Source organism: Streptomyces sp. NPDC058773, assembly GCF_042746015.1.
Lineage (GTDB): Bacteria > Actinomycetota > Actinomycetes > Streptomycetales > Streptomycetaceae > Streptomyces.
Genome location: NZ_JBHYPE010000028.1, coordinates 52,665 through 69,844, shown reverse-complemented (window position 1 = coordinate 69,844; position 17,180 = coordinate 52,665). Strand labels below are relative to the sequence as shown.

Below are 17,180 nucleotides of genomic sequence, written 5' to 3'. Positions count from 1 at the left end.
CTCCCTAGCCCAGCCGGGGCTTGATCTGCTCGGTGAAGAGGGTCTGCTTCTGCTCGGCGCTCAGATGGCACGCGGCCGCGCGCCCCAGCTCCAGCAGGGGCCGCTCGTCGGTGCAGCGGGCGCCGCCGACCTCGTCGGTGAAGCCGCAGCGCGGGTGGAAGCCGCAGCCGGAAGGCGGGGTGAGCAGGCTCGGCGGGGAACCCGGGATCGGGTGCAGCTCCTCGTGGACGTCCGAGGACAGCCGCGGCATGGAGCTCAGCAGGCCCCAGGTGTACGGGTGCTGGGGGCGGGTGAGGATCTCCTTGACCGAACCCCGCTCGACGGCCCGGCCCGCGTACATCACCAGCAGATCGTCCGCCGTATTGGCGACCACGCCGAGGTCATGGGTGATCAGGATGATGGCGGAGCCGAACTCCTGCTGGAGGTCCTTGAGGAGGTCGAGGATCTGCGCCTGGACGGTGACGTCCAGGGCGGTGGTCGGCTCGTCGGCGATCAGCAGCTCGGGGTTGCAGACCAGCGACATGGCGATCATCGCGCGCTGGCGCATACCGCCGGAGAACTGGTGCGGATAGTCGTCCACCCGCAGATTGGCCTGCGGGATACCGACCTTGGTCAGCATCTCGATGGCGCGCTGCCGGCCCTCGCGCTTGCCGGCGCCGGTGTGCTTGATGAACGGCTCCGCGATCTGCCGGCCGACCGTGTAGTACGGCGACAGGGCGGTCAGCGCGTCCTGGAAGATCATGGCCATCTTGTTGCCGCGGAGCTTCTCCAGGGTCTTCTCCCTGGCCCCGGTCAACTCCTGGCCGTCCAGCTTGATTTCACCGGTGATCTCGGTGCTCTTGGGGTTGTGCAGCCCCAGCACGGCGAGGTTGGTGACGGACTTGCCCGATCCCGATTCGCCGACGATGCCGAGCGTCTGCCCGCGTTCCAGGTCGAAGGAGAGGCCGTCCACCGCCTTGACGATGCCGTCCTCGGTGGAGAACCGCACATGCAGGTCACGGACGGAGAGGAAGGGGTCCGATCCGGTGGGGACCGGCGCGTCCTCGGTCTTGGTGAGTGTGGTCACTTGGGCTCTCCTAGGACAGGCGCACGCGCGGGTCGATGAGGGCGTACGTCGCATCCACGATGATGTTGAACACCAGGATCAGCGCGGCGCTGAAGATCAGCACGCCGAGGATCATGGGCAGATCGAGGGTGATGACGGAGTTGATCGCCAGCCGGCCCAGGCCCGCCAGCGAGAAGGTGTACTCGGTGATCATGGCGCCGCCGAACAGCGAGCTCAGGTCGATGCCGAGGATCGTGACGATCGGGATCAGCGAGCCGCGCCAGGCGTAGCGCATGAAGACATAACGGGCCGGCATGCCCTTGGCCTTGGCCGTACGGACGTGCTCCTCCTGGAGCTGCTCGATCATCGTCGAGCGCGCCATACGGGTGTACTGCGCGGTGAAGATCGTCGACATCACCAGCCACGGCAGCAGCAGCCCCATGAACCAGCCGGCCGGGTCGCTGGTCAGCTCCACGTACTTCGGGGAGGCCATGATGCCGCTGTAGACGAAGATGCCGAGGACGATCGGGCCCAGGATGTAGATCTGCACCGAGCTGAGCACCATGGAGATACCGGTGACGGTCTTGTCCAGCAGCGAGCCCTTCTTCCAGGCCGCGAGCAGACCGGCACCGAGGCCGATGACCAGGAAGGCGACCGCGCCGCCGACGGCCAGCGACGCAGTGGTGGGCAGCCGGTCCATCATCGTCGTCCAGACGTCCTGCTTGGTGGCGAAGGAGTAGCCGAAGCAGGGGGCGCTGCAGTGCCCGATGGAGTAGTCGCGGCCCGCGAAGATGCCGACGAGGAAGTCCCAGTACTGCGTGGTCAGGGGCTTGTCGAGGCCGAGGTTCTGGTGGATCAGGGCCACGTTGTCGGCGGTGCAGTTCTTGCCGCACGCCATCAGGGCCGGGTCACCCGTGGAGAAGAAGACGAAGAAGGTGAAGGCGCTCAGCAGGATGAGGATGACGACCGCGCCGAAGATCCGGCGGAATAGAAAGGGAAGCATGGCAGTTCGCTGCTCTCAGGACGGCGGCTGTGGGGAGTGACGGAGTGGCGGGGAAGGCCCCGGAGAGCGCGCGCTCCGCCGTGCCGCGCGCTCTCCGGACCACCTTCCGGTGCTTGCTTCTGTGTGCGTCTTACTTCTTGAGGAACAGCGTGTTCACGTCCAGGTAGTTGGTGTCGCTGTTGTAGCGGGCACCACCCACGTTGGAACCGTGCAGCTGGAGAATCTTCGTGTAGAAGACCGGGGCGGCCGGGTTGATCTTCTCCACGATGTACTTGTGCAGCTTCTGCCACTCCGCGGTCTGCTGCTTGATGTCCGTGATCTTCTCGATGCGGTCGATCTCGGAGCTGACCTTCTTGTCGCGGATGTGCGAGTAGTTCGCCGCGCCGTCCTGGATCTGACGGGGGTCGTACGACGGCGGGATGACGGTCGAGGCGTCGGCCCAGTCCTGGCCCCAGCCGGTCATGTAGATGTCGAAGCCGTTGTCGACCTTGCCCATCTGCTGGTACCAGGAGGAGGAGTCGACCTCCTTCTTCTGGACGTCGAAGCCCGCCTTGTTCAGGGCGTCCTCGATGACCGCGGCTTCCTTCTGGCGGATCTCGGTGTTGGAGTAGGCGTAGACGAGCTTCATGCCCGACTTGCCGGCCTCCTTGAGGAGCTTCTTGGCCTTCTCCGGCTCACCGTTGGGGTGCGTGAGCTTGCCGTAGGGGTCGTAGCCCTTCTCGTAGCCCGCCACGGTCGGGGCGAGCAGACCGCCGGCGACCTCACCGCCGTAGCTGCCGCCGTTGATCCGGACGATCTGGGCGTTCGGCATGGCGTAGGTGATCGCATCGCGGATCTTCTTGTCCTTGATGCGGTCCATGTTCATGTTCATCTGCCACACGTAGGGCTGGTAGCCCTGCACCGTGCGCTTGCTGGCGCTGGCGTTGTCCAGCACCTGCTTGGTCTGCGTCGGCTCCACCGAGTTGGTGAAGCTGACCGCGTTCTTGGCCTCACCCTGGTCGGACATCAGACGCTTGGTGGAGTCCGAGAACTGGTGGTTGAAGGTGATGTCGAAGCCGTCGACGTACTGGTGCCGCATCGGGTCCGTCTTCGGGTCCCAGTTGGTGTTGCGGACCAGCTTGGCGCCCTTGCCCTCCTTGAAGGAGGCGAACTTGTACGGGCCGGCGCAGACCGGCTTGACGTCGTAGTTCTCCTTGGTGTCCTTCGCGCCCTCGGGGACGACGCTGTAGCCCGCCATGGCGAGCGCGTAGGGCACCTGCGACTGCGGCTTCTTGAAGTGGAAGATGACGGTCTTGTCATCCGGGGTGTCCAGGACGCTCTTGGGCAGGTGGTCACCCTTGTACGGACCGTCCGGCAGCGCCTTGCGGTACGTGGTGCCCTCGCCCGACAGCCACGTCTGCATGTAGGTGGGGCCGTCGGTGATGAACTTGGCGTACATCCGCTCGAAGGTGTGGCGGATGTCCTTCGAGGTGATCGGCTTGCCGTCCTCGAACTTTATGCCGTCCTTGAGCGTGTACTTCCAGGTCTTGCCGCCGTCGGACATCTGGCCCGCGTCGGTGGCGAGGTCACCGACCACGGTCTTCTTGCCCGCGTCGTCCTGCTTGTACGTGGTCAGACCACGGAAGATCAGCTTGGACAGGTCGCCCAGGTCGCTGACGTACATCTGCGCCGGGTCCAGGTGGTTGAAGCTGTCACGCTGGAAGACCCGCATGGTGCCGCCCTTGCGGGCACCCTTGACCTCGGCGGCCGGGCCGGTGGAGTCGGCGGCCGTGCCGAGCGCCACGGTCTTGGACTGCGCGGCGGCGTCCTTGTCCGTCTGCGACGTGTCCTTGCCGCTGCCGCCGCCGCTGGAGCAGCCGGTGAGTGCGAGTGAACCGGCCGCCAGGGCCACGAGCACGGCGCGTGCTCTGCGCGTAGATAGTGCGTTCATGAGGTCCAAGCACCTGCCTGTCGGTTGTTGTCCAGATGTGCTGCCTGACGCAACCGGTACGAGCCCGGCCCGGGGGTGACAGCTCCCCCCTCAAATGGACGATCAGCGCCCGGACTTGGGGTCGAAGGCGTCCCGGACCGAGTCCCCCAGCAGGTTGAAGCACAGCACGAAGATCACCATCGCGGCGCCGGGGAAGAGAAGGAAGGTCGGGTCGTTCTCGTAGACCATGCCGGCCGTGTGGAACAGCCGTCCCCAGTCAGGGGTCGGTTCCATGATGCCGACGCCCAGGAAGGACAGGCCGGCCTCCGCCGTCACGAACAGCGGGAGCATGTAGGTGGCCTGCACCAGGATCGGGGTGACCACGTTGGGCAGCAGTTCCTTGCGGATGATGCGCCAGGGGGAGGCTCCGGTGATCTTCGCGGCCTCGACGAACTCCCGCTCCCGCAGCGACAGCACCTGGCCGCGCAGCAGTCGGGCCAGACCCATCCAGCCCAGCGCCCACTGCACCAGGATCAGCGCCACCACCCGCACATAGGTGGGGGTCTCGTCGCCCGGCGGGATGAAGAACGCCACGACCACGGGCATGAAGGCCACGAAGGTCAGCTGGCTGGGGAAGGCGAGCAGGAAGTCGATGACCCGGCCGAGCCAGTAGTCGGTCTTGCCGCCCACGTAGCCGGCCGTCACTCCCAGGAGGGTGCCGGTGATGACCACCAGGACGGTCACCGCCAGCGAGATGCCCAGGGACGTCCGCATGCCGTAGATCAGCAGCGTGAACAGGTCGCGGCCCAGGGCGGGTTCGATGCCGAACCAGAAGTCGCCGGAGATGCCGCCGTTGGGCGCCATCGGGTAGCCGAAGTCGTCGAAGAGGCTCGGGTCGTTGCTGCCGTAGAAGGTGTACGGGTTCTTGCCGTAGAGCGAGGCGAACACCGGGGCGAGCGCGGCCACGGCGAAGAAGGCCAGCACGACGACAGCGCAAATGACGCCCGTGCGGTCGCGCTTGAAGCGCCGCCACATCAGTTGGCCGGGAGAACGGCCGACGAGCTCACCGTCCTTGCCGTCCTTCGTCTTCTTCAGACCCTTGGAATCAAGTCCCGGTGGATCGGACTTGGTTGCCGCGGTCTGGGATGGACTAGTCATCGCGAAGTGCCCCCGCGCCGAGTTCTCTTGGAACGTGAAGCGGCGCCTGGTCGCACCGCTGGATGAGCGGACTTTCGCAAGTGATTTATGGCGGAGTCAAGGGGATCGGGTGTGCTCGTGAACAGGTCGTCTACTTCTTGAGCGAAGATTGCGCAGATCGTCGCCCAGGCGTGCTTGACAGCGGGGAGTGATAGGCGGCATGAGAGACATATCGCCATCAACTTCTTTAACATGAAGGCAACTTCACTGTCGCAACACCGATATACGGACGCGCCATGATGAACAACGTACGGCCGTGCGGGTGCCGTAGACCGGCCGGGACGCCTGACGGTGCCCCGGCCGGTTGTCGTTTTGACCCGGTTTCACCTGCCGTTCCGCCCGCCGCGCCATCCGCCGCCCGGACCGGCTCTGTTGTCGCCGGAGCGGGACTGCAGTAGACCTGCGGTGGGCGCCTCCCGGAGGGGTGCCCTGGGCGACTCGGGTACTTCGACACGGACGGGGGCGAGCCGTGTCCACAATGCGGGACAGCGTTCTCACTCGCGGTGCGCGCGGCCTCGGCGCACTGCTCTGCCTGCTGCTCGCGCTGCTCGGCGCGGGCTGGATCATCCGGGATCTGATGATCGCTCAGCACGCCGCGGACGTAGCGCGGTTCTGGCTCGGACAGGCGCCCCGGCCAGGGGAGTTCACCGCCTGGGCCACCTCGGCGCTGGACCCGCTGCTGGTGCTCGGCGCACTCGTCACGGCGGTCGCCGTGCTGCGCTCCGCGGTCGCCCCGGCCGTGGCCGGCGGCGCCCTGGTCTCCCTGGCGGCCGCCACCGCACTGCTGCGGCTCCCGCTGGTGTGGGTGCTGGGCGCGGGCTGGCTCCAGGGACTGGACAGCGGTCTCACCACGCGGGCGCGGCTGACCGCGCTGGCCCAACTCGTCCTGGCGGTCGCGCTGATCGTGGTCTGCGCGGCGGGCCGGCGCCCGGACGGTCCCCCGGGGCGCGGTGCGCACGCGCTGCCGCGTTCGGCGGCCACGGCGTACGGAGTGGTCCGCGCGGTGCCGCCGGACGCGGGCCCCGGGGCGCCCGGCAGGCCGTTCAAGGGGCCGGCCGTCACCGCCGCCGTCCTCCTGGGCGCCGCCGGACTGGCCGTCGCCGGCTGGGAGATCCGCTGGTGGCAGCGGCTCGGCGGGGAGATCTACGGCAAGGGGCTGTTCGGTGACGCCTCCGTCTTCCGTGCGCTGATGCAACCCCCGGTCCACTGGCAGGCGCTGGCGCTCGCGCTGCTGTCCCTGGGGGCCGCGGAGGCCGCGCTGCGCCGGGCGGCCTGGGCCAGACCGGCGGTGCTGACGGCCGCGGCCCTGCTGTGTGTGCACGGGTCCGTGGCGCTCGCCTTCGCCGTGCACACCGGGAAGCCGGCCCGCTTCGCCGCGCTGCCCCTCCAGGCCCAGCTGGAGCTGGGCACCGCGGCCTTCGTGGCGGCCGCCGGGCTGGCCGCGCTGATCGCGGCGGCCCGGTCCGGTGTCCCGGCGGCCGCCCCGGACCCGGACGCGGTGCTGGCGTACGGCGCCGCCCCGGGCGAGGCCCGGCCGCCGCACGCCCCGCCGCCGCCGTCCACGCTCCCGCCCGGCTGGTGAGACGGCCTCCCGGGGCGCTCAGCCGCTCAGGACGGCATCCCCAACGACCGCTTGAGGAAGTCGACCTGGAGCAGCAGCAGATTTTCGGCCACCTGCTCCTGCGGCGTCATATGGGTCACCCCGGACAGCGGCAGCACCTCGTGCGGACGGCCCGCCGCCAGCAGCGCCGAGGACAGCCGCAGTGAATGGGCCACCACCACGTTGTCGTCCGCGAGGCCGTGCACGATCAGCATCGGGCGGTGCGGCTCCACCGCGCCGGACAGCCCCTCGTCCGTGATCAGCGAATTCTCCGCGTAGACCGCCGGTTCCTCGTCCGGGTGCCCGAGGTAGCGCTCCTGATAGTGGGTGTCGTACAGACGGAGGTCGGTCACCGGCGCGCCCACCACGGCCGCGTGGAAGACATCAGGCCGGCGCAGCGCGGCGAGCCCGGCCAGATAGCCGCCGAAGGACCAGCCGCGGATGGCCACCCGCTCCATGTCGAGGGGGAAGGAACCGGCCAGCGCCTGAAGGGCGTGGACCTGGTCGTCCAGCGCGTACTCCGCGATCCGGCGGGAGACCGCCTTCTCCCACGCGGGGGAGCGGCCCGGTGTGCCCCGGCCGTCCGCGACGATCACCGCGAACCCCTGGTCGGCGAACCACTGGGAGGTCAGATGGGCATGGTGCGCGGCGACCACCCGCTGGCCGTGCGGACCGCCGTACGGGTCCAGCAGCACCGGAAGCGGACCGTCGCCCTCCTGGTAGCCGCCGGGCAGCAGCACCGCGCACGGAATCTGCCGTTCCCCGGCCAGCACGAGCCGGGGGCGCGCGGTCAGGGACGGCTCCTCGGCGGACGAACCGATCGTGGCGAGCGTCTTCTCACCGCCGTCGGCGTCCAGCCGCACCACCTCCACCTGCGTCCCGGACCGGTCCAGCGACGCCTGGGACAGCACGGTCAGCGCACCGCCGCGCACCGCGGAGGACACCGTCGCATACGGCCGCTCGCCCACCCGCTCCCAGCCGCCCTGGTCGCCGCTGCCGCGGAACCAGGCGCGGTAGACACCGATGTCGTGCATCTCCGCACCGCTGGCCGAGAAGAGCACGTCGTCCTCGCCGATGTCCAGGACGGCCCGGACGTGCAGCGGCGCCCCGGTCAGCGGGCGGTCGCCGACGAACAGCTTGCGTGCGCCGCCCTCGTCGGCGATCCGCACCAGCCGGCCGTCCGGCGTCCAGGCCGGCACCCCGGGGAACGGCTCGACCCAGGCCTCGTCCTCGTCCTCGTGCACCGTCCGGGTCGCGCCGGTCGTGGTGTCGACGGTCAGATAGCGCTGGTCGCGCTGGTCACGGGCCTGCACGAGCAGCAGCGGCGGCCCGGCCGCCGACCAGTGGACACGGGCGAGATACGGATAGCGCTCGGTGTCCCAGGAGAGGTCGGTGCGGGTGCCGTCGAGGCCGAACAGGGTGAGGGTGACCTCGGCGTTGCGGGTGCCCGCCGCCGGGTACGCGACCCGGGCGGGCTCCCGGTCCGGATGGGCCGGGTCGGAGATCCACCAGCGCTGCACCGGCGCTTCGTCGACCCGTGCGGCCAGCACCGCGTCGCTCTCCGGCGACCACCAGAAACCCCGGTAGCGACCCATCTCCTCGGCCGCGATGAACTCCGCGAGCCCCCAGGTCACTTCGGGCCCGTCCGGCTCGGCCAGTACCTGGTCAGCCCCGCCCGCCGCCGCGCCGTCGCCCTCGTCGGACGTCGCGGCGCCGTCCACCGGCACCACCCGCAGCCGGCCGTCCGCCACGAGGGCCACCAGCCGGCCGTCCGGCGACGGGCGGGGGTCCACCACCGGTCCCTGGACCGGGAGTTCCCGGGTGGTTCCGGCGCGCAGCTCGGAGACGAACAGCCGGCCCGAGAGCGTGAACGCCGCCAACTCCACGGCGGAGTCGGTGGCATAGCCGACGATGCCCGCCGAGCTCTCCCGGGTGCGCTCACGGCGGGCCCGCTCCTGCGGGGAGAGGTCCTCGTCCGCGCCGGCCAGCAGGGTCTGCGGGTCGGCGGCCGGGAACTCCCGTCCCGTTTCCAGGTCGAGCACCCACAGCTGCTGGCTGCGGTCGGTGCCCGAACCGGAGCGGAGGAAGGCGACGCGCGCGCCGTCGGGGGAGATCGTGTAACTGCGCGGTGCGCCCAGGGTGAAGCGCTGCGTACGGGCGTACTGCCGCGGGAACGAAGGCTGTCCGGTCGTCATGGTGCGAGCCTAGGGCCTGTTCGCCCGGTCGGGGCGGGGCCGAGGCGGGACGGAACCCGTCGCGACGGGGCCGCGGGGGAGGACCGGCTCACCCTGGTCGCACTCGTGAAGATCATGTGCGCCCCCGCTCTGCTTCCGTGCTCCGACTTATGCGCTAGCGCGGAAAGTTATGATCCCTTGCGCGTAGTGGGTACGGGGTAAAGAGCCCTTGGCATACCCGGGTGCGCGGGTCGTGAGAACGGTCCGGGCACCCTCAACTCTGTCCGGACCGTGAGTATTTGGAGGTGAGCCGCCGTGGCACTCTCGATTTCGGCGGTGGTGCTGCTGGCGATCATCGTCTTCTTGCTTGTCAAGAAGTCTGGACTGAAGGCCCCGCATGCCCTGGTCTGCATGCTGCTGGGCTTCTATCTGGCCAGCTCGTCCATCGCCCCGACGATCAAGCAGCTGACGACGAACGTCGCCGGCATGCTCGGGAACATCAAGTTCTGAGCCGCCGCCGGGCGGTCCCGTCCGCCGTGTGCCCGCCCTCCGTCCGGGCGCACACGCGGCGGCCGGGATCGCCTGCGGGCGGTGGACCGGGTGGCTCGTAGGCTGTCGGCATGACCGATCAGCCCGCCCGTCCCCCGCAGCCACCCGCCGACGGGGGCGCCTCGCCCGCCGCTTTTGCCCGGCGGCTGCTGCTGGTGCATGCGCACCCCGACGACGAGTCGATCAACAACGGCGTGACCATGGCCAAGTACGCGGCCGAGGGCGCGCAGGTCACCCTCGTCACCTGCACCCTCGGTGAGGAGGGCGAGGTCATCCCGCCCGAGCTGGCTCACCTGGCGCCGGACCGCGACGACGCGCTCGGCCCGTACCGGGCGCAGGAGCTGTCCGCCGCGATGGCCGCCCTGGGCGTCACCGACCACCGCTTCCTCGGCGGTCCGGGCCGCTACCGCGACTCCGGGATGATGGGCGCGCCGCAGAACGACCGGCCGGACGCCTTCTGGCAGGCCCCGCTGGACGAGGCGGCCGCGGCGCTGGTGGCCGTGGTCCGCGAGGTCCGGCCGCAGGTCCTGGTCACCTATGACCCGAACGGCGGCTACGGCCACCCCGATCACATCCAGGCGCACCGGGTCGCCATGCGGGGCGCCGAACTCGCCGCGCGGGCGGACTTCCGCCCGGAGCTGGGCCCGGCGCACGCGATCGGGAAGATCTACTGGAACTGCAACCCCCGGTCCGTGGTCGAGGAGGGCTTCGCGCGGCTGCGCGCGGCCGGTCACACTTTCCCCGGCGTGGCCGAGGTCGACGACGTACCGGGCGTGGTGCCGGACTCCGAGGTCGCGGCATCCGTCACCGGCGAGCCCCGGTACGCGGCCGCGAAGTCCGCGGCGATGCGCGCGCACCACACCCAGATCGCGGTCGACGGGCCGTTCTTCGCGCTCTCCAACGACTTGGGCCAGCCGCTGTTCGGCACGGAGCACTATCGGCTGGTGCACGGCGCCCGGGGTACCGCGGACGGGGTACGGGAGGACGATCTCTTCGCGGGTGTCGGTGAAATGACGGGTATGGAGGAGAGTGTCCGGAACGAGGAGGCGGCGGAATGAGTACGGCGAAGGGCGGCGGCACCGCCGGGGACGGAAAGGGCGGGGCGGCCTCCGGTAAGGGGAAGCGGTCGCGGGCGGTTTCGGGCGGCGCGTCCGGTGCACGGTCCGGCGCTCCGGTGCCGCCCCCGGCCGGAGTCGCGCCGAGCGCACCGCTGACGGCCGGCCGGATCGGTCTCTATGTGCTGCTGCTGGTCGTCGGCGTCCTGGTGGCCGGTGCCGGAACGCTGGTGCAGGCGGCGTGGTTCCCCGGCGGTCTGGTGCTGGCGCTGGGTGGTGTCGGCGGCCTCTTCTACGGGGGCGCCCGCGCGACCGGCACCTCCGCGGGCGTGCTGGTGCCCGGTGCGGCCTGGCTGGTGACCGTGTTCCTTTTGCTCAGCAATGTCCGGCCGGAAGGCGACTTCCTGTTCGGCGCGGGACTCGGCTCGTACATCTTCCTGCTGGGCGGCATCGTGGTCGCTGTGATCTGCGCCACCGCGACGCAGCTGCGTCCCATGGGCGTCCGGCACGGCCGAGTTGGCGGATGACGTGGTCCAAAACGGGACGGATGCCACGCCGGCCCGGGTGAACGGACCGGGCCCCGGGGGTTCGCCCGCGGCGGCGGTGTTCGTACGCTCCCCGGGTGGCCGCCCGCGGCGGACAGTATGGTGGTGCGCGCCGTCGCGCCGCCCTGGGGGCACCTCCCGGCCTGTGGCCGGGGATCATCTCTGACGAGCGGCGGAGCCAACCGGGAGAACCTGCTTTGAGTCGTGAATCTGACAGTTCGTCCTCCGGCCCTCAGGGCCGTGGCGGAGCCGCGTACCCGTCCGGGACGCCGCCGTACGGCTCGCCCAGGGAAGAGACCGGCGAGCCGGCGCCCGGTGCCGCGGCGCAGCCGGAGGAGCCCAAGACCGAGACCACGCTGACGACGCGGATCAAGATCAATATTCCGGGGTCGCGCCCCATCCCGCCGGTCGTCGTGCGCAAGCCCGTCGGTGAGGAGTCCGGCATGAACGCATCGGCCGGATCCGGCGGTTCCGCCGGTTCCCGGGGCACGCCCCGCGGCGAGCGGAACGCGGAGCGCACGGCGAACACGCCCCGGCCCGAGGCTCCGGCGGACGACGCCCCCACGGGCCGGACCGAGAAGACCAGCGACTGGTTCGCCCCGCGCAAGCCGCAGGCCGGCGCCGGCGCGTCCTCGTCCACCGGCTCCCACGCGGCCCCGCCCGCCCCGGGCGCGCCGACCCCGCCGCCCGCCCCGTCCGGCAACGCCGCGCCGCAGCGCCCCGACCTGCCGTACTTCTCCGACGGCCCGGCCCCGGAGAAGGAGAGCGCCTCGCCGTTCGACGGCGGTGCCCGGCCGGGCGAGGCCACACCGTTCGACGGCGGTCCGCGGAGCGGCGGTTCACCGTTCGACGGTGCGGCGCCCGGCGGTAGCCCGTTCGACACCCCCGGCGCGACCAGCCCGTTCGACGCCCCGGCGGGCGGCCCCAGCGGTCCGACGACCGGGCCGGCGCGCGGTAACTCCGCCCTCAACCTCCCGCCCGGCTTCAGCGACGCCGGCACCGGCGCCACGCCCCGGATCGACGACACCGCGGAGCTCACCCCGCAGCCGCCGGCGCCGCTCGCCGGCCCGGGCAGCGGCCTCGGCGCGGGCGGCGGCATCTCCGGCGGCCTGCCCGGCGGCCCCGAGGGCGCGGCCCCCCGCGGCCCCAAGGGCACGCCTCCCGGCGCTCCCAAGGGACCGCGCGGGACGAAGGGCCCCCAGGGCGGCGCCCCCGGCGGCCGCGACCGGGTATCCGGCGACACCCTGGTCAGCGGCATCCCGGCGGTCCCCGGGACGGAGAAGCCGTCGGCCCCCTCGCCGTTCGCGGCCGGCCCGGCCGGTGAGGGCGACAGCGCCGCCCCCAAGCCGCGCCCCAAGATCCCCGAGCCGATCAACCCGCCCAAGAAGGGCCGCAACAAGCTCGTTCTCGCGGGCGTCGGCGTCGTGGTGCTGGCCGGTGTCGCCTACGGCGCCGGGCTGCTGCTCGACCACGCCGACGTGCCCAACAACACCACCGCGCTCGGTGTGGACATCGGCGGCACCAGCAAGGAAGAGGCCGTCAAGAAGCTGGAGACGGCGCTCAGGGACAGCCGCACCGCACCGCTCAAGCTCACCGTCGACGGCAAATCCACCGCCCTCAGGCCCTCCCGGGCGGGCCTCGACATCGACCCGCAGGCGACGGTGCGCCGGGCGGCCGGCCGGGACTACAACCCGGTCTCCGTCATCGGCTCGCTGTTCGGCGTGCACCGCACGGCCGAGGCCGCGGTGATCGTCGATGACGAGAAGCTGCAGATCGCCCTGGAGAACGCCACCGGCCCCGGGGGTGCCGCCGCGGACGGCGGGATCACCTTCGAGAACGGCAAGGCGGTGCCGCACTACGGCGCGCCCCACAAGGCGATCGATGTGAACGCGTCCATGAAGAAGGTCGCCGACGCCTACCGCAAGCGCGCCGCGACCGGCACCGACGCCCCCGTGGTGCTGGCCGCCGGCACCCAGCAGCCGAAGGTCACCAAGGCCGCGGTGGACCGGGCGATGAAGCAGTTCGCCGAGCCCGCGATGTCCGGTCTGGTGACGGTCCGCACGGACGCGTCGCACACGGTCTCCTTCAGCCCGCAGAAGTCCATCCCGAAGTTCCTGTCGTTCAAGGTCGTCAACGGCGCCCTGGTGCCGTACTACGACCGGCCTGCCCTCAAGCAGCTGTACGGCGACACCTTCAACGGCGTCCTGGTCACCAAGGGCGACGGCTCCAAGCACCCGGTCAGCGTCGAGGAGGTGGCGAGCGCGGTCGGCAAGGCGCTGCTCGGCACCTCCCCGGCCGAGCGGGTGCAGACCATCGCCACCGACGGCAACTGACCGCCGCAGCACGAAACCGCAGGTGAGAGGCCCCCGCAGGGCGTTTTCCCGGCTCGTACGGGAAGTCCTCGGGGGCCTTTTGCCTGTATGCGGAGCGATCGGGCCCGGCCGCCCCCGGTGCGGCCTCGGGCGGATTCCCGCAGGCTGGAAGGTGTTATGGCTGCCGACCGATCCACGGAGAGCCGCCGCCTCGCTCCCGTGCTGCTGATCCTGGCGATCCTCGTCGTCACCACGCTGGACGCCACGACCGGCCCGGAGCTGCACATCTCGGCCTTCATGGGCATCGCCCCGCTGTACGCCGCGCTGCGCTGCCCGTTCCGCCAGACGCTCCTGGTGGCGGTCGTCTTCGTGGTGTGCCTGACCTACGTCGACATCTGGACCGTCCCCGACTGGGCCCCGGCCAGCCGGGTCGTCGGCATCTTCGGCGCCTTCCTGGTGGCCGCCTTCTCCCTGATGCTGTGCCGCACCCGGCTGCAACGGGAGGCGCTGCACGCCCGTACGAGCCTGGTGGCCGACACCGTCCAGCGGGCGATGCTGCGCGAGCTGCCGCTCAGCGCCGGTTCGGTCGAGGCGTACGGCTTCTATGTCTCCGCCGTGGAGGGAGCCCGGGTCGGCGGGGACATCTACGAGGCCATCGACACGCCCTACGGACTGCGGCTGATGATCGGCGACGTGCAGGGCAAGGGCATGCCGGCCATCGGTGCCGGGGTGGAGGTGCTGGCGTCGTTCCGGGAGGCCGCGCAGTACCAGGAGTCACTGGAGTCGGTCGCCGGACGGATGGAACAGGCGCTGGCCCGCTACAACGCCCGCTCGGCCGAGCAGGGTGCCGACGAGCGCTTCGTCACCGCGCTGCTGATGGAGGTGCGCGACACGGACGGCGCGGCGGAGGGCCGGGTGCTGTCCTGCGGCCACATCCCGTACTACCTGGTGCGGGACGGCGAGGTCCACGAGCGCCGGGACGGTGAGGGCGCGCTGCCGCTCGGCCTGGGCGCGCTCAGCGGAGAACCCCGGCGCAGCGTCCGGGTGCACCCCGAGCCCGACGACTGGGTCGTGCTGTGCACCGACGGGGTGACCGAGGCGCGCGGCGAGGACGGCACGTTCTACCCGCTCGCCGAGCGGCTGGCGCGGTGGACGCATCTGGAGCCCGCCGACCTGACCCGCACCCTCCGCGCCGACCTGGAGGACTTCGCCCACGGCAGCCTCAAGGACGACGCGACCGTGCTGGTCGTCCGGCGCCGGACGAACCCCGACCCCGACGGTCAGTTGAGCCTGGCCCGCGCCGCGGCGGCCTGACGCCGGATCGCCAGCGCCCCGGCCGGATCGACCGCCTCCACCACCCGCGCGTACTCCTCCAGCTCGGTCGCCCCGGCGAGGAACGCACCGCGCTCGACGAGCAGTTGGGCCCGCTCATGGCGCAGCCGCGCCGGATGGCTGGGCAGCAGCAGCGACAGCTCCAGCGCCCACAGCTGCACCGCGCTGTGCTCCGGGCGGGCCTGCGCCCAGGCCCGGATGTTGTTGAGCATCCGCAGCACGATGTCCAGCGTGTCGGCGGGCGTCGTCATCCGCGCGCTCAGATGCTCCCCGGTCGCCCCCGCGACCAGCAGCTCCGCGTCCTCGTCGGTGAGCAGCCGCCCGCCCGCGAACGGATCGGCGAGCACGTGGGAGCCCGCGGGATCGCCGAAGCCGACGACGAAATGACCCGGCAGCGCCACCCCGTACACCGGGGCCCCGGCGCGCCGGGCGACCTCCATCCACACCACCGACAGCAGGATCGGCAGGCCCCGGCGCCGCCGCAGCACCTCGTGCAGCAGCGAGGACTCCAGCCGCCGGTAGTCGGCGGGCGCGCCGCCGAAGCCGCAGCGGGTGCCGAGCAGCTCGGCGAGGTTGCGGGCCCAGGCCCCGGGGCCGCCGGCCGGGGAATAAGGGAGCATCCCGGCCAGCCGGTCCAGCTCGATCTGGACCGCGTCACAGCCCGCCTCGTCCAGCGCGGGATCGGCCTCCGCGGCGATCAGCAGGCACAGCAGCGCCAGGTCGGGCCGCTCGGCCCGCGCGGCATCGGCGAACTGCTGCCGCCGCGCGGTGCGGGCGTCGTCCCGCTCCGGCTGGGATTCCTGGGACATCTCGGTGGGCCCGTTCAGCGCCGGCCGCCGGGCCGGGCCCGCCGGTAGTGATAGCCGTGGTGCTCGGTGAAGCCGAGCCGGTCGTAGAACGCGAGGGCGGCCGCGTTGTCGTCCTCGACCTGGAGATACGCGGCAGAGGCGCCCTCTTCCAGGGCCCGTTCGGCGAGTGCCGCCATCACCCGCGTGGCCAGGCCCTGCCGCCGGGCGGCCGGGGCCACCTCCACCGCCGCGAAGCCCGCCCAGCGCCCGTCGACGACCAGCCGTCCGATCGCCGTCGCCGCGCCGTCCGGGCCGGTCACCGTCGCGAACCACACCGAGGGCCCGCCGGTCAGCACCCGCAGCGCGTACTCGGCCGCCTGCTCCGACAGGCCGGCCTCACCGGTGCGGTTGTACAGGGCCAGCCAGTCCGCACCGGGCTCCCGGGACAGGGCGACCCGGGCGGAGGCGTCCCCGGCGGACCCCGGGGCGGCGTCGGCCGCGGTGTCGGCGAGCGGGGCCAGCGCCGCGATCCGGACCGTGGCGTGCCGCTCGTCGGCCCAGCCGCGCGCCGCCAGCTCCGCGGCCAGTCGCGCGTCGTCGCCGGCCCGCCCGGTGGCGACCACGATCCCCGGCGGCAGCCCGCGCTCCTCGTACCACCGGGTGACCCGCTCCAGCGCCGTGTCCAGCGGAACGCCGGGGTCGCCGAGCGGCAGCGCGGAGTTGGCGCGCCGGGTGAATCCGCCGGCGGCCCGCAGCGTCCACTCCCCGAGCGGGGCGCTCTCCACGGCGGGCCAGCCGCGGGCCGCGACGGTCTGCAGCTCCCGGACGGTGGCCGCGGGCCCCCGCCGGCGGGCCGGGGCCCCCGAGGCCGTCCGCGCGGCCCCCGGGCGGTCCGGCACGACCTTCGCCGCGACCAGCGAGGACTCCTGGACCGTGACGATCTCGCCATTGCGCCGTGTGATGCTCAGCACACCTTGATCCCAGGATGTGAGAACGCCGACCGCGTCGGTGAACGCCGCAACCCCCGCCCCGCCGCCGGTCAGGCGCCGGACGGATACCCTTTTGCCCACGTCAGCACGGGTGATACGGACCTCCGCGCGCCCGCCGGCCAGGAATTCCATCGCTCAAACCGCCCCTCTTGTTCGTCTCGCGCCCGGGAACGGAGATACTAGATGGCGGGCATCGACGACGCCGCGCTCCCGCGCGCCCAGCGGCGGTACCGCCAATCGGACCGCCGGCCCTACCGAGGAGGAACGACAGCGTGACCTACGTCATCGCGCAGCCTTGTGTCGACGTCAAGGACAAGGCGTGCATCGAGGAGTGCCCGGTCGACTGCATCTACGAGGGCTCCCGGTCCTTGTACATCCACCCGGACGAATGCGTTGACTGTGGTGCCTGCGAACCGGTCTGCCCGGTCGAGGCGATCTTCTACGAGGACGACACCCCCGAGGAGTGGAAGGACTACTACAAGGCGAATGTGGAGTTCTTCGACGAGCTCGGTTCGCCCGGTGGCGCCAGCAAGCTCGGCCTGATCGAGCGCGACCACCCCTTCATCGCGGCCCTGCCGCCGCAGAACCAGTAACGACCGGAGGACCAGGAGGGAGCCGCCGCTCCCTCTTGCTCCCCTGTCGTTTGGGGGCACCTCCAGTGTCAGCCACGGGAGGTCGCACG

Annotated in this window: 14 protein-coding genes; 7 read left to right on the top strand and 7 right to left on the bottom strand. The window is 71.5% G+C overall.

Translation table 11 applies throughout. The features are described 5' to 3' along the window. Positions 1–4 precede the first annotated feature (4 nt). The 4 genes from ACFW5B_RS23305 to ACFW5B_RS23290 all read right to left on the bottom strand — a co-directional run bounded on the left by ACFW5B_RS23305 (position 5) and on the right by ACFW5B_RS23290 (position 5,115). Positions 5–1,066, bottom strand: coding sequence for an ABC transporter ATP-binding protein (locus tag ACFW5B_RS23305; protein WP_386442748.1), 1,062 nt, complete (start codon positions 1,064–1,066; stop codon positions 5–7). 10 nt (positions 1,067–1,076) lie between these two features. Continuing rightward, complete coding sequence (locus ACFW5B_RS23300) at positions 1,077–2,048, bottom strand: ABC transporter permease (RefSeq protein WP_386442745.1); 972 nt, start codon at positions 2,046–2,048, stop codon at positions 1,077–1,079. A gap of 130 nt (positions 2,049–2,178) precedes the next feature. After that, the gene (locus ACFW5B_RS23295) at positions 2,179–3,978 is read right to left on the bottom strand and encodes an ABC transporter substrate-binding protein (protein ID WP_386442743.1); all 1,800 of its coding nucleotides are present in this window, start codon (positions 3,976–3,978) and stop codon (positions 2,179–2,181) included. Between the two features lie 102 nt (positions 3,979–4,080). Then, positions 4,081–5,115: an ABC transporter permease gene (locus ACFW5B_RS23290; RefSeq protein ID WP_386442740.1), complete on the bottom strand. Its 1,035-nt coding sequence runs from the start codon at positions 5,113–5,115 to the stop codon at positions 4,081–4,083. Between the two features lie 517 nt (positions 5,116–5,632). On the opposite strand from ACFW5B_RS23290, the gene ACFW5B_RS23285 reads away from it, so the two are divergent. Beyond that, the gene (locus ACFW5B_RS23285) at positions 5,633–6,736 is read left to right on the top strand and encodes a hypothetical protein (RefSeq protein ID WP_386442838.1); all 1,104 of its coding nucleotides are present in this window, start codon (positions 5,633–5,635) and stop codon (positions 6,734–6,736) included. Between the two features lie 26 nt (positions 6,737–6,762). Here the strand turns inward: ACFW5B_RS23285 and ACFW5B_RS23280 are convergent, their stop codons facing one another. Continuing rightward, on the bottom strand, positions 6,763–8,949 hold the full coding sequence (locus ACFW5B_RS23280) for a prolyl oligopeptidase family serine peptidase (protein WP_386442737.1): 2,187 nt from the start codon (positions 8,947–8,949) through the stop codon (positions 6,763–6,765). A 294-nt stretch (positions 8,950–9,243) separates the two neighbouring features. On the opposite strand from ACFW5B_RS23280, the gene ACFW5B_RS23275 reads away from it, so the two are divergent. The 5 genes from ACFW5B_RS23275 to ACFW5B_RS23255 all read left to right on the top strand — a co-directional run bounded on the left by ACFW5B_RS23275 (position 9,244) and on the right by ACFW5B_RS23255 (position 14,703). After that, positions 9,244–9,438, top strand: a complete 195-nt coding sequence (locus ACFW5B_RS23275) for a hypothetical protein (RefSeq protein ID WP_006603310.1) — start codon at positions 9,244–9,246, stop codon at positions 9,436–9,438. A gap of 110 nt (positions 9,439–9,548) precedes the next feature. Next, on the top strand, positions 9,549–10,535 hold the full coding sequence (gene mshB / locus ACFW5B_RS23270; RefSeq protein ID WP_386442734.1) for an N-acetyl-1-D-myo-inositol-2-amino-2-deoxy-alpha-D-glucopyranoside deacetylase: 987 nt from the start codon (positions 9,549–9,551) through the stop codon (positions 10,533–10,535). Beyond that, a complete protein-coding gene (locus ACFW5B_RS23265; RefSeq protein ID WP_386442731.1) occupies positions 10,532–11,059 on the top strand; it encodes a DUF6113 family protein in 528 nt (175 codons plus the stop codon). Before mshB ends, ACFW5B_RS23265 begins: the two co-directional genes overlap by 4 nt. A gap of 215 nt (positions 11,060–11,274) precedes the next feature. Next, positions 11,275–13,410, top strand: coding sequence for a hypothetical protein (locus tag ACFW5B_RS23260; protein WP_386442728.1), 2,136 nt, complete (start codon positions 11,275–11,277; stop codon positions 13,408–13,410). 156 nt (positions 13,411–13,566) lie between these two features. After that, positions 13,567–14,703, top strand: a complete 1,137-nt coding sequence (locus tag ACFW5B_RS23255; protein WP_386442725.1) for a PP2C family protein-serine/threonine phosphatase — start codon at positions 13,567–13,569, stop codon at positions 14,701–14,703. On the opposite strand, the gene ACFW5B_RS23250 is transcribed toward ACFW5B_RS23255, so the two are convergent. After that, complete coding sequence (locus tag ACFW5B_RS23250) at positions 14,670–15,530, bottom strand: transglutaminase-like domain-containing protein (protein WP_386442721.1); 861 nt, start codon at positions 15,528–15,530, stop codon at positions 14,670–14,672. The two genes, ACFW5B_RS23255 and ACFW5B_RS23250, sit on opposite strands and share 34 nt — an antisense overlap. A 14-nt stretch (positions 15,531–15,544) precedes the next feature. Then, on the bottom strand, positions 15,545–16,630 hold the full coding sequence (locus ACFW5B_RS23245; protein WP_386442718.1) for a GNAT family N-acetyltransferase: 1,086 nt from the start codon (positions 16,628–16,630) through the stop codon (positions 15,545–15,547). Between the two features lie 140 nt (positions 16,631–16,770). On the opposite strand from ACFW5B_RS23245, the gene fdxA reads away from it, so the two are divergent. Continuing rightward, the gene (gene fdxA / locus ACFW5B_RS23240) at positions 16,771–17,091 is read left to right on the top strand and encodes a ferredoxin (RefSeq protein ID WP_018089397.1); all 321 of its coding nucleotides are present in this window, start codon (positions 16,771–16,773) and stop codon (positions 17,089–17,091) included. The last annotated feature ends 89 nt before the right edge of the window (positions 17,092–17,180 follow it).

Bases quoted from the DNA above. Each gene is read 5' to 3' on its own strand.
- ACFW5B_RS23300 (WP_386442745.1), bottom strand. From the start codon at position 2,048: ATGCTTCCCTTTCTATTCCGCCGGATCTTCGGCGCGGTCGTCATCCTC.
- ACFW5B_RS23255 (WP_386442725.1), top strand. From the start codon at position 13,567: ATGGCTGCCGACCGATCCACGGAGAGCCGCCGCCTCGCTCCCGTGCTG.
- ACFW5B_RS23290 (WP_386442740.1), bottom strand. From the start codon at position 5,115: ATGACTAGTCCATCCCAGACCGCGGCAACCAAGTCCGATCCACCGGGA.
- ACFW5B_RS23285 (WP_386442838.1), top strand. From the start codon at position 5,633: ATGCGGGACAGCGTTCTCACTCGCGGTGCGCGCGGCCTCGGCGCACTG.
- ACFW5B_RS23265 (WP_386442731.1), top strand. From the start codon at position 10,532: ATGAGTACGGCGAAGGGCGGCGGCACCGCCGGGGACGGAAAGGGCGGG.
- ACFW5B_RS23295 (WP_386442743.1), bottom strand. From the start codon at position 3,978: ATGAACGCACTATCTACGCGCAGAGCACGCGCCGTGCTCGTGGCCCTG.
- ACFW5B_RS23280 (WP_386442737.1), bottom strand. From the start codon at position 8,949: ATGACGACCGGACAGCCTTCGTTCCCGCGGCAGTACGCCCGTACGCAG.
- ACFW5B_RS23245 (WP_386442718.1), bottom strand. From the start codon at position 16,630: ATGGAATTCCTGGCCGGCGGGCGCGCGGAGGTCCGTATCACCCGTGCT.
- mshB (WP_386442734.1), top strand. From the start codon at position 9,549: ATGACCGATCAGCCCGCCCGTCCCCCGCAGCCACCCGCCGACGGGGGC.
- ACFW5B_RS23250 (WP_386442721.1), bottom strand. From the start codon at position 15,530: ATGTCCCAGGAATCCCAGCCGGAGCGGGACGACGCCCGCACCGCGCGG.